Raw genomic sequence first — 26,249 nt, forward strand, 5'->3', positions numbered from 1 at the left:
GTTTTTTTACGGTGCAGCGATTAGCCATGTACACTGAACTGGGTCGAAATCCCCGCAGCCAGCGGACGGTAAATTCGCAAACTTTGGGCTTTTTTTAGATCGGTCAGGAACTGATCACGCCAGCGCATAATGTCGAAGTTTTTAAGACCTTGCTGCAAATAACGATAACGCTCTATACGTTCTGATTTAGACATCCGTAAGGCTTTTTTTAATGCCTTATTCATGCTGTCATGATCATAAGGATCGACCAGTAAAGCCTCTTTCATCTGCTCGGCAGCACCCGCATATTTGGACAGGATCAGTACGCCCGGATCTTTCGGATCCTGGGCAGCAATATATTCTTTCGCCACCAGATTCATCCCATCACGGATGGAGTTTACCCAGCAAATATCAGCATGTCGGTATAAGTGCATCAGGCTTTCATGACCGAGCGTATTAAAACTGCACTCAAAAGGCAGCCAGTCTGCTGAACCATGTTGCTGATTCAATTGCTCTACAGCTGACTGGAACTGTTGATAGAGGTTTTGATAGGTTTTTACATCCAGCCGGCAAGGGCAGGCAATCTGTAGCTGCTGGAATTGGCCTTTAAACTCCGGTTGATCTTCCAGCAAGCTTTGCAAGGCGCCAATTTTTTCCAGTAAACCTTTACTATAGTCAATTCGGTCAACTGAGATAATAGTTTTATAAGGTTGCGTTTCAGTCAAGTGAAATGGAAGTTCCGTCTGCTGACTGGCTGCCGCCTGTTTCTGAATTTGTACCGGATGCACGCCAATTGGATAACATTTCACATTAATCCGTCTGGATTGATAATTTAGAATCTCATCATTGCGGTGCCCAAGATGCAGCATTTGTTCCAGAAAATGAATACAGTTCATCTGGTCACGCGGGGTTTGAAAGCCGAGCACGTCGTAATTTGCCAGATGATGGGCCAAATCCCGATGAGGAGGAAGCGTCTGCCAGAGTTTCAATTCCGGAAATGGAATATGCAAAAAGAAGCCAATCCGGTTACGCATGCCGAGCTTGCGACAATAATGTGCCACACTGAGAAAATGATAATCATGAATCCAGATGATGTCATGTGGCGAAGCAATCTGTTTCAGGTGTTTGGCAAAACGTAAATTTACCTCTTTATATATCTTGAAATCCTGAGGCTGATAATCTACCAGTTGATGCTGATCATGCATCAGTGGCCACAAGGCATTATTGGCAAAACCACAATAAAATCCCTGATACTGGGACTCAGTCAATGGACTGGTATGATATTCGACATTCTGAAACTTCTGAATCTGAAATTTTTGCTCCTTGACCTGTTCAGTTCTTGAACCGTTCCAGCCTACCCAGATTCCGCCGATATCCTGCAAAGCATCCTGCAATGCGACAGCCAATCCACCAGCTTTCATGTTATCTGGGTTAGGTAGATTCACACGATTTGATAACACGATGAGTTTTGACATGTGATTTCTCCGATAATTGTTGTTCTTGTGCTTTGAGTGATGTTAAAAATATTTCCAGAAAAGCTTGCACTTGGGACACATTTTCTAATCTGTATTGCGCCGCGGTTACTCCGCTGCCGACTTTAATGGAACAGCCCTTCAATGCGTTAATGGCCTGAAAACCGGCTTCGTCGGTCAGGTCATCGCCGATAAAAATGGGATAAGCAGTGGGGGAGTGATATTGCTGCATGATCTGCTGAATGGCTGAGCCTTTGTTCGCACCTTGAGGTACAAGTTCAAAGACATATTTGCCAGGTTTCAGCTCAAACTCTGGAAACTGAGACAGGCAGTTTAAAGCCAGTGTATGTGCCGCCTGCTCCATGTCCGGATGTTCACGAAAATGGAGGGCAACGGAATAGCGTTTAACTTCAATTCTCAGTTGAGCAAGCTGCCGTGCATGAGTTTGAATATAGTCTTTTAATTGTTGAAGCCGTTCTGGATTTAATTGAATTAACGTTTTTAATTCAGACTGATATCTTAATTCCAGGCCATGTGAACCTGCGATATTCCATTTAAATGGATAGATAAGATTTTGCGCCTGTATAATAGAACGGCCAGTAACTAATATAAGGGTGAGGTAGGTTTGTAATTGTTTAAGTAAACCTATAATTTCACTACTAATAATACTTTTTTCTGGATTAGGGTTAAACTCAGAGATTGTTCCATCAATATCAAGAAATAAAACCAAGTCTTGAGAATAAATCTCTGATGGGCAAGCATTTATAATCATATTTGGCGACATATAAAAAGAAGCTTCAGATGAATCTTCTATAACTTGCTCTGAATGCTTGAACATTATAAATCTACCTAAGTAATTGATATAGAGTTAAATAAATATTAAATTTTGACTTGGTTGGTTTTTGATCTTCTAGATTTATAACATATTATTTTTATTGATTCGGTCTTCAATGCAGAAACCAAACACTTTTAGTGTGTATCTTTACTTTGTAAAATTTCGAAATATTTAGGCGATTTAAATATTATATTTTCTGAGTGTATGATTATTTATTTTATTAGAAAAATGTATATTTATGTAATTATAGTAAATAATTAACTGAAACTTTAAAATGCTTTAAATTTTCCTTTAGAATATAAAACACGTTGTGTTTTGAAAATGTTTTAAATTTAACGATTTAAAGTGACTTTTTATTTAAAGTTCTATTTAAGGTTATTGGAGGTAAAATAGAATACCTTGATACAAGCAGATAAAGTTTTCTGACTTTAAATCAGAGTTATGAAGTTGAGACTTAATTAATGAACCTGATATGGGTCAGGAGTCAAAATAAATGCAAACAGTAAAGTTCTGATTTTAAGACCTGCCAAGTGTTGATCTTTAAAAGGACCTGAAGACAGTTTAGTCATCTACAGCAGACCAATATCATTTCAGACCATACAGCAAAATAAAATATTAGGCAGTTGACGAAATGGAACATGCCAGCTATTCACGCTGAAAGTGAGAAATACTGCCGGCCATTTGGTAGAGCTATCATTTTGTACACAGCAGCTTTGCTCTATAAGCCAATGATCAGAGTTTTTGAAACCTTGGCTTTAGCAGAATCTGGAGGAGGTATTAAATTCTTTCAGACCAGAATAAAGTCTCTGTCGAGCCGATTATTTTTATTTAAAGTACACGCCAAATCTTGTTTTCATCTTTTAAAGCAACAGTAAAATTAAAATCATCGTCCTTACTCACCAGCAGGCTGGTAGGAGTCTGCATCAGGACTTTCAGAACTGTACCTGTTTCAAATACCAAAGGAGGACAGTTTTCTTTTTCCAGTGTTACAGGCTTCAGCAGTTCGATGACTGATTTTTCCATTTTTTATCTCCCCGCGGTCAATGAATTTTTATAGGCCTAATCATAACATGTTTTGTGAAAATTCAACTGTTTCTATAAAAAATGAGAACTTTATCAATTATTTCATGATTAATTTCAGTAGATTAAAAAAACATATGCTACATAGAAAAGATAAAAATAGTATCTTGGTAATTTTCCATTCGATAAAAATTCTTTATTTTAACCCTTAAAATTATGAGAGCCAAAGATGCCCCAAAACTAAAGATAAAATTGAATGACTGAAGTGAAGAAGAGGGGAGGCGGCTATAGTATGATGGCTTATTCATGGAGAGTGACTGGGTTTTCTGTCTCGTCTAGCTCAGCATATATTTTGTCGCCCAGCTCGACCAAGTGCCAACACCCCCCTGTATTTAGAATAAATTTAATCTAAAAGAATAAATTATATTTAAGGCATCAATGTTTTATATTCATCTGTTGTTTTTTGCATTAAATTGAAAAATAATGCTGTCGCAGGTTCTCAGGCTAAAAATAAGAATACACTGTGCTTCATTTCTGAACCAGAGATAAAAGGAGAGTTATACCTCTATGTTCAAGTCATTTTTTCCGCAACCGGTCTGGTTTTTCAGCAGTCTGGTCTTGTGGTTTCTAATCAATCTCGGCCTTTGGCATAGCGGTGGTTCAGGCTGGGGTGTTTATCTCGGCTTGGCACAAGGGTATCAGGATGCAACTCTTCCTATTGGAATTAACCGCTTCTGGACCCCGAAATTTATCTGGTTTTATCTATGGTTCTTTGTCGCTACCACTTTGTTTGCTTTGTTTTGGCGGTTTAAAGCCCATCACCCATGGCAGCGCTGGTCCGTCTGGGGATCAGCTTTTATCCTGTTTAATATCTGGTTTGGCGTACAGGTCAATGTGGTGCTGAACGAATGGTACAATCCGTTTTATAACCAGATTCAGAATATGCTCAGTCAAGGTGGAGGGGATGTAAAGTTTCTTTACCAGGAGGCATTGACCTTTATTTATATTGCCATGATTTATGTCACGCTGGCAGTCTTTAACCTGTTTTTTGTCAGCCATTATGTATTCCGCTGGCGTACTGCAATGAATGATTATTACACTGCACACTGGGAAAAACTGCGTCATATTGAAGGGGCATCACAGCGTATTCAGGAAGATACCATGCGTTTTGCCAAGACCACCGAGCAGCTTAGTGTTTCCCTGATTGAATCCCTTATGTTATTAATGGCTTTTTTGCCTGTTTTGTACCAACTGTCCTCGCATGTAAAAGTTTTGCCTTTTGTCGGGGAGATTCAACATAGTTTGGTGTGGGCATCAATTGGTTGGGCGGCACTGGGAACGGTGATCTTGATAATCGTTGGCATGAAGCTGCCAGGACTGGAATTTAATAACCAGAAAGTAGAAGCTGCCTATCGAAAAGAGCTGGTTTACGGCGAAGATTATGAAGATCGTGCCCATCCTTTGACCTTGCAGGAACTTTTTAGCCGGGTACGCTGGAACTATTTCCGTTTATATTTCCATTATGCCTATTTCAATATGGTGCGGATCTGGTATTTGCAGCTCGATAATATTTACGGACTATTTATTCTGTTCCCAAGTATTGCTGCGGGCACGATTACGCTGGGCTTAATGATGCAAATCATGAACGTTTTTGGCAAAGTTCGCGAGTCTTTTCAATACCTGATTATGTCTTGGCCGACGATTATTGAACTCTTGTCGATCTATAAACGTTTGAAAGCGTTTGAATCCCATATTAAATAAATGAGATTTAAAATATTTAATTTTAAGGCCAAACCTTCAAAGTTTGGCCTTTTTTTGTTTTTCAGGGAAAGCGAGAAAATGAGCCAACAAATTCACTGCTCTATGTGCCGCTCAATGGTCGCAACCTCTCAGTGTCAGGATATTTAACCGTTTTTTCTTATCTAGTGTCTGAGAGATCAGTATGACTGCTGTTTTAATTTACATACTGGGTGTATATAAAAATATATTTTACATATTTGAAATGATTCAATTTTCTAATCTCATCTAGAGGATATAGAAGAAGTGAATCAATGTTTAGGGAGGCAATAAAGTAATAAAAAGATCTTGAGTATATTTAGAATGGATAACCGAACAACTCGTTTCTTCGGCTTTTAGGTGAGCAGGTTGTGGTTAAAATTTAAATATAGTGATTTGTCCAATTGATGAACCATTAAAATGTTAACAAAATCCATTTTTATAAAACAAAGGTTGTCATATTTAACACCTTTGGTGATGATCTGTGCGAATGTTTACTTTAATTCCGATATTTATCAATATCTTGTGATTGTCGTTTTTTTGTATTTGCTATATGTTATAGCTTAATCCGGGTTGAGATGTTTGCTGTGCAATTAAAATTCATCATTCTAACAATAAGTACAATAATTTTAGCGGGCTGTAATAGTATGATGCCCTCAAAACCCAAGGCTTTGCACCCTTTTGTTAGCCCTCAAGAAGTGATTGTCAAAAGAAATTTAAACTTAGAAAATGGTCAGGCAAAAGAGTATGTCTATGTATGGGACGCAGCCCGACAGCACCTGGAACCGCAATCTTTATATCCCCGTACCGTCCTCAGCCAGTATTGTCATGAACAGGGCGGGAAGTTTTCCCTGTTACATCGAAGCCGCCTAAGTCTGGTCAAAGAGAATGCCCAAAGAAGCAGTCTAAATAAAAATCGTTATGTCACCCAAGGGATTGGTGCCTATCAGTGCCATTTGTCGAGCCAGGCACAAAAAAACTGGATTGTATCGATTGAACCTGTTTCCGAGCGCCAGCAGGATAAGAAGGGCACGCGGGCAGTACGTTTATTGACACAGATGTTCACGTTGAATGAAGCGCATAATTTTTATCAGGCTCATAAGACCGCCTCTAAAGTCAGGAAACCGGGCAATGATAAAGCAGAAGCTAAAACTACTGTGAAAGAGGTCGAGAAAGCTGATCTTGATAAAAAAGAAACAGATAAACAAGCAAGTAAAGTATCTCCAGAACAGCCTGCAGTTGTAACGCGCCGTAAAGTGGAAACGCCACAACAGCAGCAGATGAAGCTCTATGTGGTAGCCCGTCGTGATATTAATAGCGGTAAAAATCTGAACAATGCCTGTAATAATGCGCAGCGTGCTTATAATTATGGCAAGTTACAAGGAACAGAAGGCACCCGGGTATATACCGAGTCGGGAATGCTGGTGGCGCGCTGCCTGAATGGTATTCCTGCTTATGCGAATCGCTTCCCGAACTCTAAAGCTCAGGCCAAGCGAGTGTTGCAAAACTTAGCGACTCACTATAATCATAGTGGTGCGAAGAATATGCTGAAGCAAATCAATTAGATGTTTTTCTTGATCAATGAGGTTTAAGCAGTTGCAATTATGATAGGAAAGATTCTAAACCCGCTTAGAGTCCAGCAAGTTTAGAATCTTTAGCATAAAGCATTAAAGGCGAATGGTGGCGCCTAAAGCTTTGATAAATTGTGCCATCCACGCCGGGTGAGCAGGCCATGCAGGCGCAGTAACCAGATGACCGTCGGTAACCGCTTCAGTAACAGCAATGTCGGCATATTGACCGCCAGCCAATTTGACTTCAGCAGCGCAAGCAGGATAAGCAGAACAGACACGGCCTTTTAATACATCTGCAGCGGCTAAAAGCTGCGCGCCATGACACACCGCAGCAATCGGTTTTTGTGCTGCATCAAATTGACGCACAATCTCGACCACACGATCATTCATACGCAAGTATTCAGGCGCACGTCCACCAGGAATGACCAGTCCCACATACTCCTGTGAATTTACCGTATTAAAATCATAGTTAATGGCAAAGTTATGACCGCGTTTTTCGCTATAAGTTTGCTCGCCTTCAAAGTCATGAATGGCTGTTGCAATGCTATCTCCCGCTTTTTTGTAAGGACACACTGCATGCACGGTATAGCCTAGGCCGCTCAGAAACTGAAATGGCACCATAGTTTCATAATCTTCGGCATAGTCGCCAACCAGCATCAGAATTTGCTTAGACATGTTTTTCCCCTCGAAAAGTATACTTTTACTGTTTTAGCGAACCTTAGCATAAGTAGGTGACAGTGATAAGAAAATGGAAACCTTCTTTGGTCGAATAAAAATAGTTTTTAAAATCATGGAATTTTGAGCTAAGTAAAAGAATAATATTTATTTTTACAGATAGGTAACAGGTGAGCAGAGGCGGTCTGTGATACAAAGAATTCATTGTTAATAGGAGTTTGCCTGATGTCTCGTAGTGTATTCATTGCTGTTCGCCACACATTTTCCCGTATGGGCTGTGCTGCTGTAATGGCGCTTGCTTTATGCGGTGCAACTCAACTTGCATCGGCCGGGCCAACGGTGGATCAGTTGAGTGATTGTCTGGTGAAATCGACCACAACAACGGATAAGACGATGGTGTTGCAATGGACCTTTGTGGCCTTGGGTAATCATCCTGACTTAAAGGCCTTTAGCAATGTAACTGCAACTCAAAAGGAAACACTGGATAGAAATCTGGCGACGGTGTTGCAGCGCATTTTAGTTGAACAATGTTCGGCACAGACCAAAGCAGTGATTCAGGCAGAAGGCTTGCCAGCTGTTGGTAATAGTTTTCAGGAGCTGGGCAGTATTACGGGGGAAGAAATTCTAAAAACTCCAGCAGTGAAAGAGCAGCTCAAGGGCGTGGTGCGATATATTGATTTAAATAAATTAGTGGTGACGTTTTTGACACCGGATGTGTGGAATAAGTTAGGGGTGATTCGAGAGGAATAAGTGGTTTTTGAGTTTATTTGAAGATAGCGATGATGATTTTAATCAGCCAGTAAATGGGGGAGAAGATCACTTCAGCTCCATAGGAAAATCTATCCGCGTTGTTTTCTACGGGGTTCAGGTTTTATTTCAGAGAGCCATTTACAGTTTTTAGGAACAATGAGCAAAAAGACAATAACAACTGCGAATATGTCAATTACTACTTGAATGATGATAAGTAAGAGTTCGGTTGTCATTTTTGTTTTTCTTAAGTGTTTTTGATTTTATAGCATAAATAGTAATCCTCGCTAATGTGTTTCTTTTTTAAAAATACCTCTCTCCCTAACCCTCACTTGCGCTTTGTTTTAAAAGCAGTGCTTTAAAACTCGCTCAGGAGAGGGAACGTCCATTACAAAATATATGGCGGTATTCAATTCGTAATGAAAGCTCCTTCTCCCACTGGGATGAGAAGCACTGCTTCGCAAGGAGGATGAGGGTTCTAGCCACACATGAAAAAGGACTTTAACAGTTGAATGCATCCCGAGTCTTCGAGTCTTCGAGTTTGGTGATTGAGGATACTTTTTTGATGGCTATAATTTTGAAATATTAAGTTACAATACAGACTATTGAAATACAAAAAATAATCATAATTTAGTATAAATACAACAAAATTATAGGACTTTATAACAATGTCACACCGTTTATTCATTAGCCATTCTTGGAAATATAGTGAAAAGTACTGTCGAGCTGTCAAATTTCTGAATGATGATCCCGATTTTGAGTGGACTAACAGTTCTGTACCTGAGGATAAGGCATTTATCGGTATGACTAATGCCCAATTAAAGGAGCAGATTACAAAACAAATAGCGTATGCCCAATGTGTCGTAATTCTAGCAGGCATGTATACTAATCATAGTGATTGGATTGGTTACGAAATTGATGAGGCACTTCGCATGAAGAAGCCAATAGTTGCAATTATTCCTTGGGGAGCAGAAAGAACTCCTTTAAGAGTAACCCTAGCTGCTAATGAAGTAGTTGGTTGGAATAGCAAAAGTATTACTTCAGCGATTAGAAAGTTAGTTGCTCAAGGGAAATTCGTATGAAATTGGATTTCCCAGGACTTTACAAATGTGCAAGTGATGTTTCTCAAAAAGCTCAAGATAAATACCTAAATTTGATTAGAGTTGAATACTTTTTTCTTTTCATTACAGCAATAACTGCTTTGATGAAATTTGAGGTTATATATTTCATTTGGACATTTGTGCTTGTCTGCGCATTACTATTTAGTCAGCTTTACCGACACTTTATAAAACCTGAACAAACTTGGTATCGAGCAAGAGCTTTAGCTGAATCTGTAAAGACAATTACTTGGCGTTATGTAATGGGTAGCTCACCATTTAATGATAAGTCTATAAAAAATGACGAAAAAATTTCTACGCAAGAGTTTCTAAATAGATTAGAGGAAATAAAAGAAGTTAATGATTTTGCTTCGATTGCACCTATTGCAGAAACAGACTTAGTTCACAGCAGTGCAATTACTGATTCCATGAAAGCTATCAGATTGTATAATTTGGAGGAGAAAAAAGAATTTTATTTAAAGTATAGGATTCAAGACCAAAAATTGTGGTATGCAAAGAAAGCAAGTTTTAATAAAAAAGCTAATAGAAATTGGATGATTACTATAGTTGGGTTAATAGTTTTATATTTGATTTCAATGATATTAATTGCTTCTAAATATATATTGAGTACTGATTGGTATAGTAATGTTGAACCAATTTTAGTATTAATTACTGCTTTAATAGGTTGGGTTCAAATTAAAAAGCATGGAGAGTTAGCTAGTTCATATATTTTAACAGCGCATGAAATTCAGAAACTAGCTGAAGAATTCTCATTATTAGGTTATGACCCAGATGAATTCGAACGCTTTGTAGATTCTGCTGAGCAAGCCTTTTCTAGAGAACATACCCAATGGGTTGCTCGGAAAAAGTTTTAATAAAAAACCCGCTCTAAAGCGGGTTTTTTATTAAAGAAAGATCAGATCAACCAATCAATTTCTTCATCAACTCATTCACTTGAGCAGGGTTAGCCTTACCACGTGACGCTTTCATCACTTGACCAACCAGGCCATTGAACGCTTTCTCTTTACCAGATTTATACTCATCAACCATCTTCTCGTTGGCAGCAAGCACTTCTTTAATAATTGCTTCAATCGCGCCTGTATCAGTTTCCTGTTTCAAGCCTTTCTCAGCAATAATCTCGTCCGCAGTTTTGCCTTCGTCCCACATAAAACCGAACACTTGTTTCGCGATCTTACCGCTAATGGTGTTGTCTACAATACGCGCGATCATACCGCCAAGTTTTTCCGCAGATACAGGAGAATCGGCTAAATCTAAGCCTGCTTTGTTGAGTGCCCCTGAGAATTCGCCCATGACCCAGTTTGCCGCAATCTTACCTTGTGCAGCGTCACCAGCAGCTTTAACCACGTCTTCGTAGAACTCTGACATTTCACGCGTTAGTGTAAGCACATGAGCATCGTACTCAGTCACACCAAAGTCCGCCACGAAACGCGCACGACGTGCCGCAGGAAGCTCTGGCAACGCAGCACGTGCCGCTTCAATTTGCTCGTCTGCAATGATCACAGGCAACAAGTCTGGGTCAGGGAAGTAGCGGTAATCGTTCGCTTCTTCTTTCGAGCGCATAGAACGGGTTTCCATCTTCACCGGGTCAAACAGACGCGTTTCCTGATCAATGGTGCCGTCCCATTCCAGAATTTCCATCTGACGCTCAATTTCAACATTAATCGCTTGCTCAATGAAACGGAATGAATTCAGGTTTTTCAATTCACAACGTGTACCGAACGGTTGACCCGGACGGCGTAACGACACATTACAGTCGGCACGGAACGAGCCTTCCGCCATATTACCGTCAGAAATACCTAACCAGCGTACCAGTGTATGAATGGCTTTAATATAAGCCACTGCTTCTTCGACCGAACGCATATCCGGTTCAGATACGATTTCAAGCAGCGGTGTACCTGCACGGTTTAAATCGATACCAGACATGCCTTCAAACTGGTCATGAATCGATTTACCTGCATCTTCCTCTAAATGCGCACGTGTTACGCCAATGCGTTTAACTGTGCCATCGTCCAGCTGGATATCGATATGACCGAGGCCCACAATCGGGTTGTCCATCTGGCTGATCTGGTAGCCTTTAGGCGAATCTGGGTAAAAGTAGTTTTTACGTGCAAATACAGAAGCCTGGTCGATATAAGCATCAATTCCCAAACCAAAGCGAATGGCAAGATCAACCACTTCCTTGTTCAATACCGGTAGTACGCCCGGCATAGCAAGGTCCACCAAACTGGCTTGAGTATTTGGATCTTGACCGAATTCAGTGGAAGAACCCGAGAAGATTTTAGATTTGGTCGCCAGTTGGGTATGGATTTCGATCCCAATGACAACTTCCCAACCATCAATTAAATTTGACTTTGGTTTTTTTTGAGCTTGAGCCATTATGCGTTCTCCTCAGCAATTGCCGCGCGTTTGGTATGCCAGTCTGTGGCTTGCTGGTACTGATGGACCACAGACAACAATTGAGATTCTGACCAGTAGTTACCAATTAGTTGTAAGCCAACTGGCAAGTGGTCTTGGTCAAAACCAACAGGCGCGTTAATCGCAGGAAGACCTGCCAGGTTCACTGCGAGGGTATAGATATCACCCAAATACATTTCCGTTGGGCTTAGATTAGCACCAATCTTATAAGCTGTAGTTGGTGCAGATGGTGCAGCAATCACATCTACATTTTCAAAGGCTTTTAAGAAGTCTTGCTGGATCAGGCGACGGACTTTTTGCGCTTTTACATAGTACGCATCGTAATAGCCTGCCGACAGAGCATAGGTCCCGATCAGAATACGGCGTTGTACTTCAGCACCAAAACCTTCAGAGCGTGAGCGTTTGTACAAGTCCATCAAGTCCACAGGATTCTCTGCACGGTAGCCATAACGCACGCCGTCATAGCGGGACAGGTTAGACGATGCTTCTGCAGGTGCGATCAGGTAGTAGGTCGGTACATAGCTTTCAGTCATGTTGAGATCAATCTTAACCAGAATGGCGCCCATGTCTTCCAGTTTTTTCAGGGATTCTTCAACACGTGCTTTCACATCGGCAGCCAAACCTTCAACATTGAAGTACTGCTTTGGAATACCAATGCGTAAACCTTTGACTGATGTGCCATTGAGGTTTGCCACATAATCATCTACTTCTTTATTGATTGAAGTAGAGTCTTTAGCATCATGACCGGCCATCACGTTCATCAGATAAGCACAGTCTTCAGCCGAACGTGCTATTGGGCCGCCTTGATCCAGTGATGATGCGTACGCGATCATACCGAAACGCGATACCCGGCCATAAGTCGGTTTCAGACCGGTCAGACCACAGAAAGAGGCGGGCTGACGGATTGAACCACCTGTATCAGTACCGGTTGCGATGGGTGCCAGATCAGCCGCTACAACCGCAGCAGAACCACCTGAAGAACCACCTGGAACATGATCTAAAGCCCAAGGGTTTTTGGTCGCGCCAAAGTAAGATGACTCGGAAGTTGAACCCATGGCAAACTCGTCCATGTTCACTTTACCAAGCGTCACCAGGCCCGCAGCTTTAGCTTTCGCTACAACGGTTGCGTCGTAAGGAGAGATAAAATTGTCCAGCATTTTAGAACCGGCAGTGGTTTTAATGCCTTGGGTACAGAAAATATCTTTGTGTGCAATCGGAATCCCAGTCAGTGCGGTTGCATTTCCGGCTTTAATGGCCGCATCTGCGGCATCGGCTTGCACCAGGGCTTGTTCAGCAGTGACAGTCACATAAGACTTCACCTGAGCATCAATCTTTTCAATGCGCTTTAAATAATGTGCAGTTAATTCGCGGGATGAAAACTGGGCATTGGCCAGGCCTTCACTAAGTTCACGAATGGATAAGCGATGTAAATCTGTCATGAGAAATAATTCTTTACGTTTAATTTAATAAAAAGAATGAACTGGGTAGTAATTACTCAATCACACGCGGGACGAGATATAAGCCGTCCTGTACTGCAGGGGCAATGGCCTGGTACTGCTCGCGATGATTGCTTTCCGACACGACATCTTCACGTAATGGCTGCGGGTGGTCGAAAGGGCTTTTTAGCGGCTCAACACCGTCTGTATCGATGCCTTTCAGGGTTTCCATCATGCCTAAAATTTTATTTAAACTTTGAGCATATTCAGCAGATTGCGTATCATTGAGAGATAACCTTGCGAGGTGGGCAATAGCTGAAACTGTTTCTGCATTTAAATCTGCAGAAGACTGTGCATCCGATGTAGACATAATATTACCTAATCAGTATTAAAAAATTCAAATTATCATGCGTTATGATAAGCGATTGACTTGTCCAAATCATCACATTTAGTTAAAGTGGCCACCTTGCGTCCATATAAAGTTTAACTGAGAACGTCCCCGTGATTCTAAAACGACTAATAGGCTTGTTTTCGCCAGATCTCGCTATTGATTTAGGTACTGCAAATACACTTATTTATGCGCCAGGACGAGGCATTATATTAAATGAACCGACGGTTGTAGCCATCCGTCATAGCGGTTCACATAAAATTGTTGCTGCTGTAGGTCTTGACGCGAAACAAATGCTCGGTCGTACGCCTGCAAATATCTCTGCAATTCGTCCGATGAAAGATGGTGTAATTGCAGATTTTGAAGTGACCGAAACCATGTTAAATCAGTTCATTGGTAAGGTACACGAAAAACGTTTATTTCCGCCAGCACCGCGTGTCGTGGTCTGTGTGCCATGTAAATCGACTCTGGTTGAGCGCCGGGCGATCCGCGAAGCTGTATATAATGCCGGTGCGCGTGAAGTCCGTCTGATTGAAGAACCGATGGCAGCAGCAATTGGTGCAGGCATGCCGGTAGAGCAGGCCTGTGGCTCCATGGTGGTTGATGTTGGGGGTGGTACGACTGAAATCGCAATCATCTCGCTACAAGGCTGTGTCTATGCAGATTCGCTGCGTATCGGCGGTGATGTATTCGATGAGCAGATCATCAACTATGTGCGTAAGGCACATGGCTGCGTGATTGGTGAAACCACAGCTGAAGTGATCAAGAAAGAAGTGGGTATGGCATTGCCAGATGAAGGTGAAAAGCCACTGGAAATTGAAGTCCGCGGCCGTAACCTCGCAGAAGGTGTGCCACGTGCGATTGTGGTGAATTCGGATGAAGTCACTCAGGCCATTTCTGATCCCCTACAAAATATTGTCTCAGCAGTCAAATCTGCGCTTGAACAAACTCCGCCAGAACTGTCTTCGGACATTGCTGAACGCGGTATTGTGTTAACAGGCGGTGGCGCATTGCTCCGTAACCTTGACAAGCTGTTAGCCAAGGAAACCGGCCTGCCTGTAGTGGTTGCTGAAGATCCACTGTCATGCGTGACCCGTGGTGGTGGCAAGGTACTCGAGTTCTTCGATAATCCAAATCACGACATGTTATTTGTAGGCTAAGACAAGGATTCGGCGGGTGCAAGCACATCTGTTTTCTCGACAACCGCCATCTTTTCGCTCTTTTATCATTGCATTGGTCACCTGTCTGGTAGTGCTGTTCTTTGACTGGCGCATGCCACATGTGGTCCAACCTGCACGGGATGTCTTGTACGCGGCTTATAATCCGATTTATGCCGTGGCCAGCTATCCGGTACTATCGCGAGAATGGCTGAATCAACAAACCAAATCTGAAGCACAACTGCGTCGTGAAAATACCGCGATGCAGGCTGAGCTGTTGCAGGCCCAAGTCCGACTGCAAAAAATTGCCGAGCTTTCTGCCGAAAATACCCGTTTACGTGGTCTGCTGGATACACCGCTGATTATTGATGGACGCATGGAAATTGCCGAGGTGATTGGCACAGATGCCGACCCCCTGCGGCATATTATCGTGATCAACCGTGGTTCCAGAAATGACCTGAAAGTAGGGCAGACCGTATTGGATGATAAAGGCATCATGGGGCAGATTATCAGTGTCTATCCACATAGTAGCCGGGTAATGTTGCTGTCTGATAAAGAGCATTCGCTGTCCGTACGTCTGGAACGTACTGGCATGCGTGCGATTGTATCCGGTACGGGCGATCTGGGACGTTTAAAGATGGAATATGTACCGACCAGTGCCAACATCAAGGTTGGAGAAAAAGTATATAGCTCCGGGTTGGGCCAGCATTTTCCGGCCGGTTATCTGGTGGGGACGGTGGCTAAAGTCCAACGGCATAATTCAGGCGAGTTTGCCCAAATTGACATGATTCCGGCAGCGCAGCTTGCGGGCGGGCATCATGTGGTGGTGTTATTCTCCGACTCACTGGCGATGGAGCAGCCGCATGTCAATCGCTAAGATGAAATCAAGAACACAGCGTGATCCTTTTCTGGCAATTGTAATATCGGTAATCCTCGCTTCGATCTTGATGGTTTATCCCTTGTCCTATACCTTGTCGGGCTGGCGTCCGCTGTTTATGCTGATGGTGATGCTGTTCTGGGTATTGTGTCAGCCCACCTGGTGCGGGATCTGGTTTGCTTTTGCGACCGGTATTTTTGCGGACTTGTTGCTGGATGCTCCTTTGGGGCTTAATGCACTCAGTTTTATACTTATCGCTTTTCTGGCACGTTTCCTGACCCGTGAACGCCGTATTTTGACCTTTTCCAATTTGTGGATCATCACTGCAATTGCCATTGTGGCCCATCTGATGCTGATCTTTTTTGCCCAGATTTTAGCCAGCGTACAGTTTTCCTTTGCCCGGCACTGGATTCCAGTGCTGACCAGTATTCTGGTCTGGCCTGTCCTTTACTATATGTTGAAGAAATGGCGCATATAATTCTTGCTTCTAGCTCGCCGCGACGTCGCGAGTTGTTACAGCAACTTGGGCTGAGCTTTGATATTTATAGTCCGGATATCGACGAATCTGTGCATGCAGGCGAGTCCGTCGCAATCTATGTGGAACGTCTGGCACGGGCCAAGGCTGATGCCGTGGCGGAGCGTTTTCCAGAAGCAATTATCATCGCTGCAGATACCAGTTTAGGCGTCGATGATGAAATTTTGGGTAAACCTGCATCAAAACAGCATGCGATTGAAATGTGGACAAAAATCTCAGGGCGGTGGCATGATGTTTACACTGGGGTGTGTGTGCGTACAAAAGATGAAAAATACAGTATAGTCGTCAGAACCCAGGTTGAATTTCAGATACTGAGTGTCCAGGATATGGAAAGTTATTGGGCAAGCGGTGAGCCGGTAGGAAAAGCAGGTGCTTATGCAATTCAGGGCATTGCCGCACGCTATATTCCAGGCATTCAGGGCAGTTATTCCAATGTGGTGGGATTGCCCCTTTATGAAACAGTACAGTTACTACAGAGAGTTAAGGCACTAAATTAACTACTGATAAAAAAGAATTTTTATAATGTTTTGAGTGTTGTTATGTCTGACGAATTGTTGATTAACGTCACGCCAATGGAATGCCGCGTTGCGTTAATTGAAAACGGCACAGTCAATGAACTGTTTGTCGAGCGCACGGCCAAGCGTGGTCTGGTTGGAAATATTTATAAAGGCAAAGTGGTCCGGGTTCTGCCTGGCATGCAAGCCGCTTTTGTCGATATTGGCCTGTCTAGAACTGCCTTTTTGCACATTAATGATATGGTCTGGCCGCGCAATCAGCCTACACCAAATGTGTTTGAGCTGCTGCAACCGGGACAAATTCTTACCGTTCAGGTTATGAAAGACATGTTGGGCACCAAAGGTGCGCGCCTTTCTACCGATCTTTCGATTCCTTCACGTTATCTGGTGCTGATGCCGTATGGCAATCATATCGGAGTATCCCAGCGGATTGAATCTGAAGATGAGCGCAACCGTTTACGTTCCATTATTGAGCATATTCAGGGTGAATATAAACTTCCGGGTTCAGTCATTGTACGCACGGCTGCCGAAGGGATTGAAGAGGCCGCTATTGCTCAGGATATGGCTTATCTGGCCAAGCTCTGGGAATATATTCAGCGTAAACAAAAAGTCATTGCAGTCCCTTCACTGATTTTTGAAGAACTCCCTTTACCTGAGCGGGTGATTCGTGATCTGGCAAATGAGAATACCGCCAAAATCTATATTGATTCACGTGAAATTCATAGCAAGTTGCAAGAGTTTGTCGAAGAATTCGTACCGAGCATGAAGGATCGTTTGCTGCATTATCCAGGTGAACGTCCGATTTTTGACTTGTACAATGTTGAAGAGGATTTGCAAAAGGCCTTGCAGACCCGTGTCGCACTCAAATCTGGTGGCTATCTAATGATTGATCAGACTGAGGCCATGACTACGATTGACATCAACACCGGTTCTTATGTCGGTGGCCGTTCCCTGGAAGATACCGTATTCAAAACCAATATGGAGGCTACCCAGGTCATTGCACGTCAACTGCGCTTGCGTAATCTGGGCGGAATTATCATTATTGATTTCATTGATATGCAAGAAGCCCAGCATCGTGAAGAGGTTATGAAGCAGTTTGAGCGTATGCTGGAACGGGATTATGCCAAGACCAAAATTACCCAGGTGTCTGAATTGGGTCTGGTGGAAATGACCCGAAAGCGTACCCGGGAATCTTTAGAACATTTATTGTGTGAAGCATGTCCAACCTGCCAAGGGCGAGGCTATGTCAAAACAGCAGAGTCAGTGTGTTACGAAATATTTAGGGAAATTCTGCGTTATGCACGGGCGTATGAGTCACAGAGTGGCTTTACTGTCGTTGCTCATCCTGCGGTGATTGATCGCTTGTTAACTGCAGAAGCACCAGCAGTCGCTGATCTTGAGCATTTTATTAATCGCGTGATTAAGTTCCAAGTGGAAAATTTATATACGCAAGAGCAATACGATATCATTCTGAGCTGAAATTGTAACAGAATATCGTTAAACACTTGTTACATCTGGAATTTTACAATTGGGTCGAGATTTACAATACTAGAAACATCAAATTAGCCAAAGCCATTTCTCCCCGTTCTAGGCTTAGCAAAAGGAGTATATGATGAGTATGAGTAAAGCGGTTGTAAATAAAAGCCTAAAACATGTACTAGAACCAAAAACTGTTCATGCTGGATATATTGTTGATGAGCGCGGTAATGAAGTTCAGATTACGGCTTCTATGATTCGTACGGTGTGCCATCAGTTATTAAAACAGTGTCGTACTATTAAGGGTTAATTCAGGTTTAACGATTTTATTCTCTGTATAAAAATAATTCACTTGGTGTAAATCAATAACTAAAGGGATCGATCAGATCCCTTTATTTGTCTTTGCAGGATTGGCAAAAGTGCTTAATGCCAAATTGTTGAGTTAACGTCTTTCTGTAGGGGATACAATTAAGCTACCGCTTGTAACTTCAGGGGGGATTAGCTCTCTATGAGTTGCTCAAAACGTTGAATTTCTTCTTCTAGATGAGTCAGCAGGTTTTGCATTTTCGGTAAGGCATTACGGCAGGCAGTGAGGCCGACTTCAAGTTTGTCCAGATAGCTGGTCATCGTGATATTCAGTGCCTGACCGTCCAATATAATCGAGGCAGGGTAGAGGGCTTCCAGACGCGCGCCATTCCAGTAAAGTGGCTCTTGTGGTCCTGGAACATTTGAAATGACCAGATTAAACGCCTGACGTTTAGGCATTAAACCCGATGCAATATTTAAACCGGCTGCACCATAAATAAATGCACTATAGTTTAAAATCTGATTGGCATTCATGCGTTTAAAACGTTCTTTGGCATTTAATACGCTGCGGCGTACAATGTCTAGACGCTCCAGTGGGTCATCTTTATGCGTACCGAGATTTGCCAGAATCATGGTAATCCGATTGGAAAGATCGGAGTCATCGCTGCGTACTGAAGCTGGTACCATGGCAATCAGAGGCTTTTTAGGTAGTGCATTCTGGCTGAGCAGATATTCACGTAAGGCGCCTGAGCAAATCGCCAGTACAATATCATTAATGGTCACCCCTAACGCTTTGGAAATGTGACGCAGGCGTGAAAATTCAAAAGATTGGGCGGCAAAACGGCGCGAGGAGCTGACCCGCTGGTTTAAAATAGAACAGGGAGCCTGAAAACTGGATACATAGTCGGGATTGCGTCCCATGTCTTTCATTATGGTCTGAGACAGCTCGTAAGCGACCCGTGGAGTACATTCAAGCTGCCCTTTAATAGTGCGCAGGATATTTTTTAGCCGGCTCACCTTCGGGGTCATTAAACGTTTAGCCCGTGGGCCCTGTACACACCAGGGAGGTACAATACTTTTTGCATCCGGATCGTGGGACAGTGATTTTTCGACTAGACGCATTCCGGCAATGCCATCTACCATGGCATGATGTATTTTGAAATACATGGCAAAACGGTTATCTTCAATGCCTTCAATAATGTGACAAGTCCATAAAGGCTTGGCCCGATCAATCAGTGCGCTATGCTCTTGGGAAATATAGCTGAGTAATTCACGAATACGTCCAGGTTTAGGCAGAGCGATATGCCGAAAATGATGCTCAAGATCAAATTCTTCGTCTTCGTCCCAAAATAGGCCGTTTAAGTAATTATTAAAAGGGGGAATCGGAGAAGATTTTGAATTACGAATATCGCTCACTAAGTCTTGAATAAAAGAGGCGGGTGCATGCTCAGGGATTTGAAACAGAAATAATCCGCCGACATGCATGGGTTGCTGGCGTTTTTCTAAAGTTAAAAAAATAAAATCAATTGGATGTAATGGACGCATAGCGTAGATTGCCTCACTGCATTTTCTTCAGCTGCTTTTGTGCAAGCAACCTTGTTAGAATTATTGGTATCGTAAGATAAAGTATAGCGATTTTGCCACATACATAAAAGGAGTACTTTTATGTAGCGGATAGGTTTACAAAAAAACCACCGACAAGGCGGTGGTTTTTACCAGATTATTTTTTTAAATTGTCGGCATGCAAACCGCATTCCTTATGAGTGGCTTCTTCCCACCACCAGCGACCTTCACGTTCATGCTGGTTTGGAAGTACAGGGCGGGTACATGGCTCACAGCCAATTGAAATAAAGCCTTTTTCATGTAGCAGATTATAAGGAATCTCCATCATACGGATATAACTCCATACATCGGCGCTTGACCAGTTCGCTAATGGATTATATTTGATCAGCTGTTTGCCGGGGCCAGAAAAGCCGGCATCCGCCTGTACCACTGGGATTTCCTGACGGGTGCCCGGACTCTGGTCTTTGCGCTGCCCGGTAATCCAGCCATCCAGCGTCGCCAGTTTTTTACGTAAAGGCTGAACCTTGCGAATCCCACAACATTCCTGATGACCATCTTGATAAAAACTAAACATACCCTTTGTTGTGGTCAGTTGTTGAACGGCTTCAGTTTCCGGAAAGCAGATTTCAATATCAATATGATAGTGTTTGCGAACCTGCTCAATAAACTGGTACGTTTCGGCATGCAGGCGGCCGGTATCGAGACTAAATACCCGGAACGGCTTGCCCAGATGTGAGGCCATATCAATCAGAACTACATCTTCTGCACCTGAAAAGGAAATCGCAATCTCGCCAGATTGATTTAGCGCAAGCGCCAAAATTTCACTCGGTGATTTATCTGCATATTCGGATGCCAGCGCATCCACCATATCAATAGTCGGGATTTTAGTCATAAGAGTCCTGGCAACATAGGCCTGGAAGTGACGCGGCCTATCAACTAATTTAATTTACAGGCATTTTAATAGACTTCACTTAAAGGACTTAGCACTAAAAAATAAATACTTATGAGGAAAATAGATTTTAAAAAGAGCAGTGCAAAATTTATTTCTTCAGCTATCATAAGACTGATTTTTTTAATACCGTTCAAAGGGGATAGTCATGGAAGTCGTATGTCTAGATTTAGAAGGCGTTCTGGTTCCAGAAATTTGGATTAACTTTGCAAAAAAAACCGGCATCAAGGAGCTTGAAGCAACGACACGCGATATTCCTGACTATGATGTACTGATGACTCAGCGTCTGAATATTCTTAAACAGCATGGTTTAGGTCTGGATGATATTCAGGCCGTGATTGCGGAGATGGGACCTTTTGAAGGGGCAAAAGAATTTGTAGAGTGGGTAAGTACACATTTCCAGCTGATTATTTTGTCAGATACCTTCTATGAATTTGCCCATCCTTTAATGAAGCAATTGGGCTGGCCAACTATTTTCTGTCATAAACTGGAAACAGATGGTAATGGCATGATCACAGACTATAAATTACGTCAGCCGGACCAAAAGCGTCAGGCTGTAAAAGCTCTGCATGGCCTGAACTTCCGTGTGATTGCAGCAGGTGATTCCTATAATGATACTACTATGCTAGGTGAAGCAGATCATGGTTTTCTGTTTGATGCACCTGAAAATGTGATTGCTGAGTTTCCACAGTTTCCGCCAATCAATGGTTATGATGCATTAAAAGAAGCGATTCGTAATGCGTCGGTACGTGATATTCCAGCTTAATTTTTTAGGTTAACAAGAAAGGGCGCTCATGGCGCCCTTTCTTGTTTAATCCTGATTTTTGTGATGTAAATTAGAAGCGATAACCAATTTTCATGCTGTAGCCGATTGCATCATTGTCTTCAAAATTAGCTGCATAGTTGTCTGTGCCAAAGTCTGATGCAACTTGTGATTTAGCATCCCCTAACCAGAAGTATTTAACTCCAGCTTGAATAAATGTTTGGGGAGTTGGGCTAAATTGACCACCCAAACCTAGGCTCCAATAGCCTTCAGTTGGTCCTAAAGTGGAGACAGGATTACCTGCGCCAGAGTCCCAACCCACCATCACTGTACCTGCCCATTGATCATTGAATTTACGGCCTACCCCCACGTTTGCAGAAATTTGATCTTTTTCATAAGCGATTAAGTCAAATCCACGTGGAGTACCAGCTACTGCTTGAGTTAACTGAGAGGATAATTGACCAAACTTGTAGGGACGAATTGCAAAACTCGACCAATCTACCCAACGTACTTGTGCAAAAGCAACAGTATTTTCCATGATGCCGGATTGAAGGTCTAAGTTTACAGACTGGGGGGTTGTAATTTGGGTATTGCCAGAGCTTGCATTGATGGCATTAATATTACTAGCCTGTAGTGGAGGGAAGCGACCAGATACTAAAGTATTGGTGACATAGCCTAAAGTTTCGTCGATATTAATGTCATGATCAATTTCAGAACGGTAAGTTACAGAAGCTTTAAGTGCAATTTCTGGAATTTGGAATGCTGCGCCTGCTAACCAGCCTACAGCAGAATCTTCACCAACACTTGCATCATAACCTTTAAATGGTGTTTTATCTGGACCAGTTGCGAGACCTGAACACATAACTGGGCAAAGCGCGCTGCCGTATGGGCCATATGCTGCACCACGTAGTTTAATATTACCTTTAACGGTTTGGTACACTGGGCCTGCGTAGATATTCCAATTCTCATTAGGTTGGAATCCAAAAATCATTGATAAGTTTTGAGTGCTTACATCAACTTCAGTACCTTCACCGCCCGCAAAGAAAGCGCCTGACTCTTTTAGTGCTGATTGGCCTGTACCGATGTCAGAATAGTTGGCATCAGTAGTTGAATATTTAGCCTTTGCGCCAAAAGGCTGATCATAGATTAAGCCGAAAGAAAAATGATCAGTTAATTGAACTTTAAGCGCTGCATTATAAAACTGGTAGCTTTCAGCCATATCTGATAATTCAGTACCCCCTAAACCTTTGCCTTGAATAAGGGAGTTTGGCGGCATCCAACCTTCACGCATCTGACCTGATACATCTGCATCTAGTACAGAAACCCCTGCTTCAAAGTAGTTGCCTGGCTGAAGAAAGGCACTAATAGACTGGCCAGAACGGTCCAAGGCGGCTGCAAAAACTCCTGAGGTTGAGATGCAGCTTAATAGAATGGCACTGGTTAAAGTTTTTAACTTCATTTTTCTACTTTCCTAGTATAAAAAACGCTTCAATGCGTTAATAACAATATAAGATATGTAATTTATTTTTTAATCATATCTATGTGCAAAACATAGCATAAAGAAAAAAAGAGTAAAGGCTCTAATTTGAATTTTTAATAAAATAAAGATGTTGCAAAATAAAGCTAAATAAAGTAAGAATTCTAATTATGTGCATATTTTTATTCATAAAATTGTTCTTTTGTGTTTGATCTATATTGCTTTGGCTTATAGCTAGCAGGAATTTTAAAGAACTAATAGCAAATAATTTAGATGAGTCATGCAATAATGAATGTGTAAATTTTAATGGATTAAGGGTATAAAAAAAGAGCTTCTAATGAAGCTCTTTTTAAAAGGGAGTTGGCTGGTATTTATACCTTGGGATTAGAAGCTGTAACCCATATTTAAACCATAAGCAATTGCATGGTTGTCTGAGAATATGCCTGCTGGTGTATGCGCTCCCGTTACAGCATCAGCATCGCCTAACCAGAAATATTTTACGCCAGCGCCAATAAAGTAATTTGTAGCAGGGGAGAAGCGTACGCCAGTGCCGACATTCCAATAGCCGTCAGTTGGACCTAAGGTGGTCACAGGATTACCGGCGCCAGAATCCCAGCCTACCGATACATTTGCAGCCCAATGATCTGTAAACTTACGGCCCACACCTACTGTTGCTGAGATCTGATCCTCTTTATAGTCAATCAGGTTAAACCCATTTGGTTTGTTAGGAACAAGGTTGTTTTGTCCTAAATACTGAGATAATTTACCAAATTGATAAGGCTGCACTTTAAACTTCGACCAATCGACCCAGCGTAAATTTGCAAAAGCTACAGTATTAGTCATGATTCCTGTTTGGAAATCGATATTAAGAGATTGAGGGGTGGTAAGTTTAGTTTCCGAATTAGTACGAGTAATCATAGAAATTACAGGGTTTAGCGGATTGTCTTGAATAGCCGTAGAGCCAAAATTCTCAGAAGCATTCATTTTATGCTCGATTTCAGCACGGTAAGTTACCGATGCTTTAAGTGCTATTTCCGGAATTTGATAGGCAACACCTGCTAACCAACCTACAGATTCATCCTCGCCTGTTCTAAAATCATATCCATTAAATGCTGAATAAGTTTCACCACGTAAAAGAACAGTACCATCTACTGTTTGATATACAGCACCTGCATAGAGATTCCAGTTTTCGTTCGGTTGATATCCAAAAAGTAAATTTAAGTTTTGAGTATCGACAGTAACAGATGTGCCGCCTTGAAATGGAACTGGCGGGTTTTCTACAAATCTGTTGTTACCAGAATATTCTGCATCCGCACCGAAAGGTTGATCATAAATAAGACCAACAGAGAAATGATCTGTGGCTTGAATTTTTAGAGCAGCGTTAGGGAAGTAGTAGTCACCTGCCATGTCACCTGTTTTGTTGCCATTTGTATCCTTTCCTTTTACTTCAGGGTCAAGGATTGAAATACCTGCTTCTGCATAATTACCCGGCTGTAAAAATGCAGAAATGGACTGACCTGAACGATCTAAACCGGCAGCGAATACAACAGAAGTAGGGAGTGTGGACAGGAGAATCGCGATAGAAATTGGCTTAAGCTTCATGGCTCATCCTTGACAGAGTTACATTAAAATTATTAAAAGTTGTGGAAAAGTAACACAATTTTAAAAAGAGTAAATACTCAGCTTTGTCGAAGAAGTGAACTATAGCGGTTAAGGAAAATGCTTGTCTAGAGTATTTATACTAGATTTTTTTGCTTAAATATATGAAAAATATAAATTTAATATAGGGTCGATCAAAGGCAGAATAATGTAAAAGTACTAATTTTTTATGAGTTTTAATTGTAGTAAAAACCAGCAACTGAGATAGAGATGTAGGCAATCAAGCTTAACCAATAAAAGACCATTCGAAAATGGTCTTTTATTATGTTGTCTAGATTACATTAGAAGCGATAGCCTATTTTTAAACCGTAGCCCCAAGCATCGTTATCTTCAAACTCGGCAATTGCATTATTTGTTCCAAACATAGAAGCAGGTTGAGCATCTGCATCGCCTAACATGAAGTATTTAACACCACCAGCGATAAAATAATTTGGAGCTGGAGAATATTGCAGACCTAAACCAACGTTCCAATAACCCTCAGTTGGACCAAGCGTTGAAACTGGGTTACCTGCACCAGAATCCCAGCCAACTGAGGCATTACCGGCCCATTGTTCATTGAATTTACGACCTACACCTACAGTCGCTGACCATTGGTCATCTGTATAAGCAACTAAGTCAAAGCCATTAGGATTATCAGGAGTTTGTCCGGCAGCACCTAAAATACGGCCTACTTGATCAAATTTTTCTGGACGGATAGAAAAGTCTTCCCAATTGACCCAGCGTATGTTTGCAAAAGCCACTGTATCTGCCATGATCCCAGTTTGGAAATCCAGATTCACAGATTGCGGAGTTGTAATTTTGGTCGTTGTATTAACATCATATAAAGCAGCTGCTGGATTTTGTGTTACAACAGCAAGGATATTACTTTGACCATATTCACGTGTCGCAGCTTCATGATCAATCTCTGAGCGATAGGTTAGAGATGCCTTTAACGCAATTTCTGGAATTTGGTAGGCGACACCCGCTAACCAGCCAACAGCAGAATCTTCTTTCATGGTTGCGTTATATTTACCTAAACCGTTAGCAGAACCATAAGCAGCTCCACGAAGTTGTACGTCACCTTCCACAGTTTGATAAACGGCGCCACCATAAATATTGATATTTTCAATTGGCTGGAAACCTAGAATGAAAGATAAACTTTGTGTAGTTACATCTACTTCAGTGCTTTCGCCATTAAGATGGAATAATCCAGTACCTGCTGCAACTAACGGATCAGAGTTTGAATAAGCCGCATCTGCCCCAAATGGCTGGTCATATAAAATACCTACAGAGAACTTTTCGGTTGGCTGGAATTTAAGGGCAGCACTTGGAAAATAGTAATCCCCTGCCATATCAGATAATGTTCCGCCCCCAGAAGCTGCTTTTGCTTTACCAGAAACATTTGGGTCTAGAACTGAAATTCCTGCCTCAAAGTAATTCCCTGGTTGCAGGAAGGCTGCAATAGATTGACCTGAACGATCTAGGGCTGCTGCAAATGCCCCAGTCATTGGTACAGTCGCGAGAATCATTGCAGTCGTTAATGTTTTTAATTTCATTTATG

The 26,249-nt window shown here is 42.0% G+C and carries 24 protein-coding genes; 12 read left to right on the forward strand and 12 right to left on the reverse strand.

The window, feature by feature from the left end; genetic code table 11:
• Positions 1-20 precede the first annotated feature (20 nt).
• The 3 genes from NI467_RS03820 to NI467_RS03830 all read right to left on the reverse strand — a co-directional run bounded on the left by NI467_RS03820 (position 21) and on the right by NI467_RS03830 (position 3,309).
• Complete coding sequence (locus tag NI467_RS03820; RefSeq protein ID WP_151204441.1) at positions 21-1,454, reverse strand: trehalose-6-phosphate synthase; 1,434 nt, start codon at positions 1,452-1,454, stop codon at positions 21-23.
• On the reverse strand, positions 1,411-2,292 hold the full coding sequence (gene otsB, locus NI467_RS03825; protein WP_374982198.1) for a trehalose-phosphatase: 882 nt from the start codon (positions 2,290-2,292) through the stop codon (positions 1,411-1,413). Before otsB ends, NI467_RS03820 begins: the two co-directional genes overlap by 44 nt.
• Before the next feature lie 822 nt (positions 2,293-3,114).
• Positions 3,115-3,309: a hypothetical protein gene (locus NI467_RS03830; RefSeq protein ID WP_151206490.1), complete on the reverse strand. Its 195-nt coding sequence runs from the start codon at positions 3,307-3,309 to the stop codon at positions 3,115-3,117.
• A gap of 564 nt (positions 3,310-3,873) precedes the next feature.
• Between NI467_RS03830 and sbmA the strand changes: the two genes are divergently transcribed.
• Together sbmA and NI467_RS03840 are read left to right on the forward strand one after the other, a co-directional pair.
• On the forward strand, positions 3,874-5,067 hold the full coding sequence (gene sbmA, locus NI467_RS03835) for a peptide antibiotic transporter SbmA (protein ID WP_253151043.1): 1,194 nt from the start codon (positions 3,874-3,876) through the stop codon (positions 5,065-5,067).
• Positions 5,068-5,729: 662 nt separating this feature from the next.
• Positions 5,730-6,647: a hypothetical protein gene (locus NI467_RS03840; RefSeq protein WP_253151045.1), complete on the forward strand. Its 918-nt coding sequence runs from the start codon at positions 5,730-5,732 to the stop codon at positions 6,645-6,647.
• 102 nt (positions 6,648-6,749) lie between these two features.
• Here the strand turns inward: NI467_RS03840 and NI467_RS03845 are convergent, their stop codons facing one another.
• Positions 6,750-7,328: a DJ-1/PfpI family protein gene (locus NI467_RS03845; protein WP_253151047.1), complete on the reverse strand. Its 579-nt coding sequence runs from the start codon at positions 7,326-7,328 to the stop codon at positions 6,750-6,752.
• Between the two features lie 225 nt (positions 7,329-7,553).
• Here NI467_RS03845 and NI467_RS03850 point away from each other — a divergent pair, with 225 nt between their 5' ends.
• The 3 genes from NI467_RS03850 (at position 7,554) to NI467_RS03860 (ending at position 10,047) form a co-directional block, all read left to right on the forward strand.
• A complete protein-coding gene (locus tag NI467_RS03850; RefSeq protein WP_253151049.1) occupies positions 7,554-8,078 on the forward strand; it encodes a hypothetical protein in 525 nt (174 codons plus the stop codon).
• Positions 8,079-8,743: 665 nt separating this feature from the next.
• Entirely contained in the window at positions 8,744-9,157 is a 414-nt protein-coding gene (locus NI467_RS03855) for a TIR domain-containing protein (RefSeq protein ID WP_253151051.1), read from the forward strand.
• Positions 9,154-10,047 carry a DUF4231 domain-containing protein gene (locus tag NI467_RS03860; RefSeq protein WP_253151053.1) on the forward strand — a complete coding sequence of 298 codons (894 nt, stop codon included), beginning with the start codon at positions 9,154-9,156 and terminating at the stop codon, positions 10,045-10,047. Before NI467_RS03855 ends, NI467_RS03860 begins: the two co-directional genes overlap by 4 nt.
• Positions 10,048-10,093: 46 nt before the next feature.
• Here the strand turns inward: NI467_RS03860 and gatB are convergent, their stop codons facing one another.
• The 3 genes from gatB to gatC are packed head-to-tail and all read right to left on the reverse strand — an operon-like array spanning position 10,094 to position 13,414.
• Entirely contained in the window at positions 10,094-11,569 is a 1,476-nt protein-coding gene (gene gatB / locus NI467_RS03865) for an Asp-tRNA(Asn)/Glu-tRNA(Gln) amidotransferase subunit GatB (protein ID WP_253151055.1), read from the reverse strand.
• Positions 11,569-13,047: an Asp-tRNA(Asn)/Glu-tRNA(Gln) amidotransferase subunit GatA gene (gatA, locus tag NI467_RS03870; RefSeq protein ID WP_253151057.1), complete on the reverse strand. Its 1,479-nt coding sequence runs from the start codon at positions 13,045-13,047 to the stop codon at positions 11,569-11,571. The genes gatB and gatA overlap by 1 nt, the downstream gene beginning before the upstream one ends.
• Before the next feature lie 52 nt (positions 13,048-13,099).
• Complete coding sequence (gene gatC, locus NI467_RS03875; RefSeq protein ID WP_151205525.1) at positions 13,100-13,414, reverse strand: Asp-tRNA(Asn)/Glu-tRNA(Gln) amidotransferase subunit GatC; 315 nt, start codon at positions 13,412-13,414, stop codon at positions 13,100-13,102.
• 131 nt (positions 13,415-13,545) lie between these two features.
• Between gatC and NI467_RS03880 the strand changes: the two genes are divergently transcribed.
• The 6 genes from NI467_RS03880 (at position 13,546) to NI467_RS03905 (ending at position 18,302) form a co-directional block, all read left to right on the forward strand.
• Positions 13,546-14,592 (forward strand): rod shape-determining protein, encoded by a 1,047-nt coding sequence (locus NI467_RS03880; protein ID WP_151206476.1) that lies wholly within the window; start codon positions 13,546-13,548, stop codon positions 14,590-14,592.
• A 16-nt stretch (positions 14,593-14,608) separates the two neighbouring features.
• Positions 14,609-15,466, forward strand: a complete 858-nt coding sequence (gene mreC, locus NI467_RS03885) for a rod shape-determining protein MreC (RefSeq protein WP_151203039.1) — start codon at positions 14,609-14,611, stop codon at positions 15,464-15,466.
• Positions 15,453-15,944: a rod shape-determining protein MreD gene (gene mreD / locus NI467_RS03890; protein WP_151206474.1), complete on the forward strand. Its 492-nt coding sequence runs from the start codon at positions 15,453-15,455 to the stop codon at positions 15,942-15,944. The genes mreC and mreD overlap by 14 nt, the downstream gene beginning before the upstream one ends.
• On the forward strand, positions 15,932-16,498 hold the full coding sequence (locus NI467_RS03895) for a Maf-like protein (RefSeq protein WP_253151059.1): 567 nt from the start codon (positions 15,932-15,934) through the stop codon (positions 16,496-16,498). Before mreD ends, NI467_RS03895 begins: the two co-directional genes overlap by 13 nt.
• A 42-nt stretch (positions 16,499-16,540) precedes the next feature.
• Positions 16,541-17,995, forward strand: a complete 1,455-nt coding sequence (gene rng / locus NI467_RS03900) for a ribonuclease G (protein ID WP_151203036.1) — start codon at positions 16,541-16,543, stop codon at positions 17,993-17,995.
• A gap of 133 nt (positions 17,996-18,128) precedes the next feature.
• Positions 18,129-18,302 (forward strand): PA1571 family protein, encoded by a 174-nt coding sequence (locus tag NI467_RS03905; RefSeq protein ID WP_162850565.1) that lies wholly within the window; start codon positions 18,129-18,131, stop codon positions 18,300-18,302.
• 188 nt (positions 18,303-18,490) lie between these two features.
• Here NI467_RS03905 and NI467_RS03910 read toward each other — a convergent pair whose 3' ends face one another.
• Positions 18,491-19,843, reverse strand: a complete 1,353-nt coding sequence (locus tag NI467_RS03910; RefSeq protein ID WP_151206470.1) for a wax ester/triacylglycerol synthase family O-acyltransferase — start codon at positions 19,841-19,843, stop codon at positions 18,491-18,493.
• Positions 19,844-20,018: 175 nt separating this feature from the next.
• A complete protein-coding gene (locus NI467_RS03915; protein ID WP_151203034.1) occupies positions 20,019-20,753 on the reverse strand; it encodes a phosphoadenylyl-sulfate reductase in 735 nt (244 codons plus the stop codon).
• A 205-nt stretch (positions 20,754-20,958) separates the two neighbouring features.
• Between NI467_RS03915 and thrH the strand changes: the two genes are divergently transcribed.
• Entirely contained in the window at positions 20,959-21,576 is a 618-nt protein-coding gene (thrH, locus tag NI467_RS03920) for a bifunctional phosphoserine phosphatase/homoserine phosphotransferase ThrH (RefSeq protein WP_151203033.1), read from the forward strand.
• 70 nt (positions 21,577-21,646) lie between these two features.
• Here thrH and NI467_RS03925 read toward each other — a convergent pair whose 3' ends face one another.
• The 3 genes from NI467_RS03925 to NI467_RS03935 form a co-directional block, all read right to left on the reverse strand.
• Positions 21,647-23,032, reverse strand: coding sequence for an OmpP1/FadL family transporter (locus tag NI467_RS03925; protein ID WP_253151061.1), 1,386 nt, complete (start codon positions 23,030-23,032; stop codon positions 21,647-21,649).
• A 402-nt stretch (positions 23,033-23,434) separates the two neighbouring features.
• The gene (locus tag NI467_RS03930; RefSeq protein WP_253151063.1) at positions 23,435-24,652 is read right to left on the reverse strand and encodes an OmpP1/FadL family transporter; all 1,218 of its coding nucleotides are present in this window, start codon (positions 24,650-24,652) and stop codon (positions 23,435-23,437) included.
• 338 nt (positions 24,653-24,990) lie between these two features.
• Positions 24,991-26,244, reverse strand: coding sequence for an OmpP1/FadL family transporter (locus tag NI467_RS03935; RefSeq protein ID WP_253151073.1), 1,254 nt, complete (start codon positions 26,242-26,244; stop codon positions 24,991-24,993).
• Between the last annotated feature and the right edge of the window lie 5 nt (positions 26,245-26,249).

The sequence above is a fragment of the Acinetobacter sp. S4397-1 genome (assembly GCF_024129285.1).
Lineage (GTDB): Bacteria > Pseudomonadota > Gammaproteobacteria > Pseudomonadales > Moraxellaceae > Acinetobacter > Acinetobacter lwoffii_C.

Bases quoted from the DNA above. Each gene is read 5' to 3' on its own strand.
- gatA (WP_253151057.1), bottom strand. From the start codon at position 13,047: ATGACAGATTTACATCGCTTATCCATTCGTGAACTTAGTGAAGGCCTG.
- gatC (WP_151205525.1), bottom strand. From the start codon at position 13,414: ATGTCTACATCGGATGCACAGTCTTCTGCAGATTTAAATGCAGAAACA.
- NI467_RS03850 (WP_253151049.1), top strand. From the start codon at position 7,554: ATGTCTCGTAGTGTATTCATTGCTGTTCGCCACACATTTTCCCGTATG.
- NI467_RS03840 (WP_253151045.1), top strand. From the start codon at position 5,730: ATGATGCCCTCAAAACCCAAGGCTTTGCACCCTTTTGTTAGCCCTCAA.
- NI467_RS03925 (WP_253151061.1), bottom strand. From the start codon at position 23,032: ATGAAGTTAAAAACTTTAACCAGTGCCATTCTATTAAGCTGCATCTCA.
- NI467_RS03935 (WP_253151073.1), bottom strand. From the start codon at position 26,244: ATGAAATTAAAAACATTAACGACTGCAATGATTCTCGCGACTGTACCA.
- NI467_RS03930 (WP_253151063.1), bottom strand. From the start codon at position 24,652: ATGAAGCTTAAGCCAATTTCTATCGCGATTCTCCTGTCCACACTCCCT.
- NI467_RS03860 (WP_253151053.1), top strand. From the start codon at position 9,154: ATGAAATTGGATTTCCCAGGACTTTACAAATGTGCAAGTGATGTTTCT.
- NI467_RS03915 (WP_151203034.1), bottom strand. From the start codon at position 20,753: ATGACTAAAATCCCGACTATTGATATGGTGGATGCGCTGGCATCCGAA.
- NI467_RS03855 (WP_253151051.1), top strand. From the start codon at position 8,744: ATGTCACACCGTTTATTCATTAGCCATTCTTGGAAATATAGTGAAAAG.
- mreD (WP_151206474.1), top strand. From the start codon at position 15,453: ATGTCAATCGCTAAGATGAAATCAAGAACACAGCGTGATCCTTTTCTG.
- NI467_RS03895 (WP_253151059.1), top strand. From the start codon at position 15,932: ATGGCGCATATAATTCTTGCTTCTAGCTCGCCGCGACGTCGCGAGTTG.
- NI467_RS03910 (WP_151206470.1), bottom strand. From the start codon at position 19,843: ATGCGTCCATTACATCCAATTGATTTTATTTTTTTAACTTTAGAAAAA.
- NI467_RS03830 (WP_151206490.1), bottom strand. From the start codon at position 3,309: ATGGAAAAATCAGTCATCGAACTGCTGAAGCCTGTAACACTGGAAAAA.
- sbmA (WP_253151043.1), top strand. From the start codon at position 3,874: ATGTTCAAGTCATTTTTTCCGCAACCGGTCTGGTTTTTCAGCAGTCTG.
- gatB (WP_253151055.1), bottom strand. From the start codon at position 11,569: ATGGCTCAAGCTCAAAAAAAACCAAAGTCAAATTTAATTGATGGTTGG.
- NI467_RS03905 (WP_162850565.1), top strand. From the start codon at position 18,129: ATGAGTATGAGTAAAGCGGTTGTAAATAAAAGCCTAAAACATGTACTA.
- thrH (WP_151203033.1), top strand. From the start codon at position 20,959: ATGGAAGTCGTATGTCTAGATTTAGAAGGCGTTCTGGTTCCAGAAATT.
- rng (WP_151203036.1), top strand. From the start codon at position 16,541: ATGTCTGACGAATTGTTGATTAACGTCACGCCAATGGAATGCCGCGTT.
- NI467_RS03820 (WP_151204441.1), bottom strand. From the start codon at position 1,454: ATGTCAAAACTCATCGTGTTATCAAATCGTGTGAATCTACCTAACCCA.
- NI467_RS03845 (WP_253151047.1), bottom strand. From the start codon at position 7,328: ATGTCTAAGCAAATTCTGATGCTGGTTGGCGACTATGCCGAAGATTAT.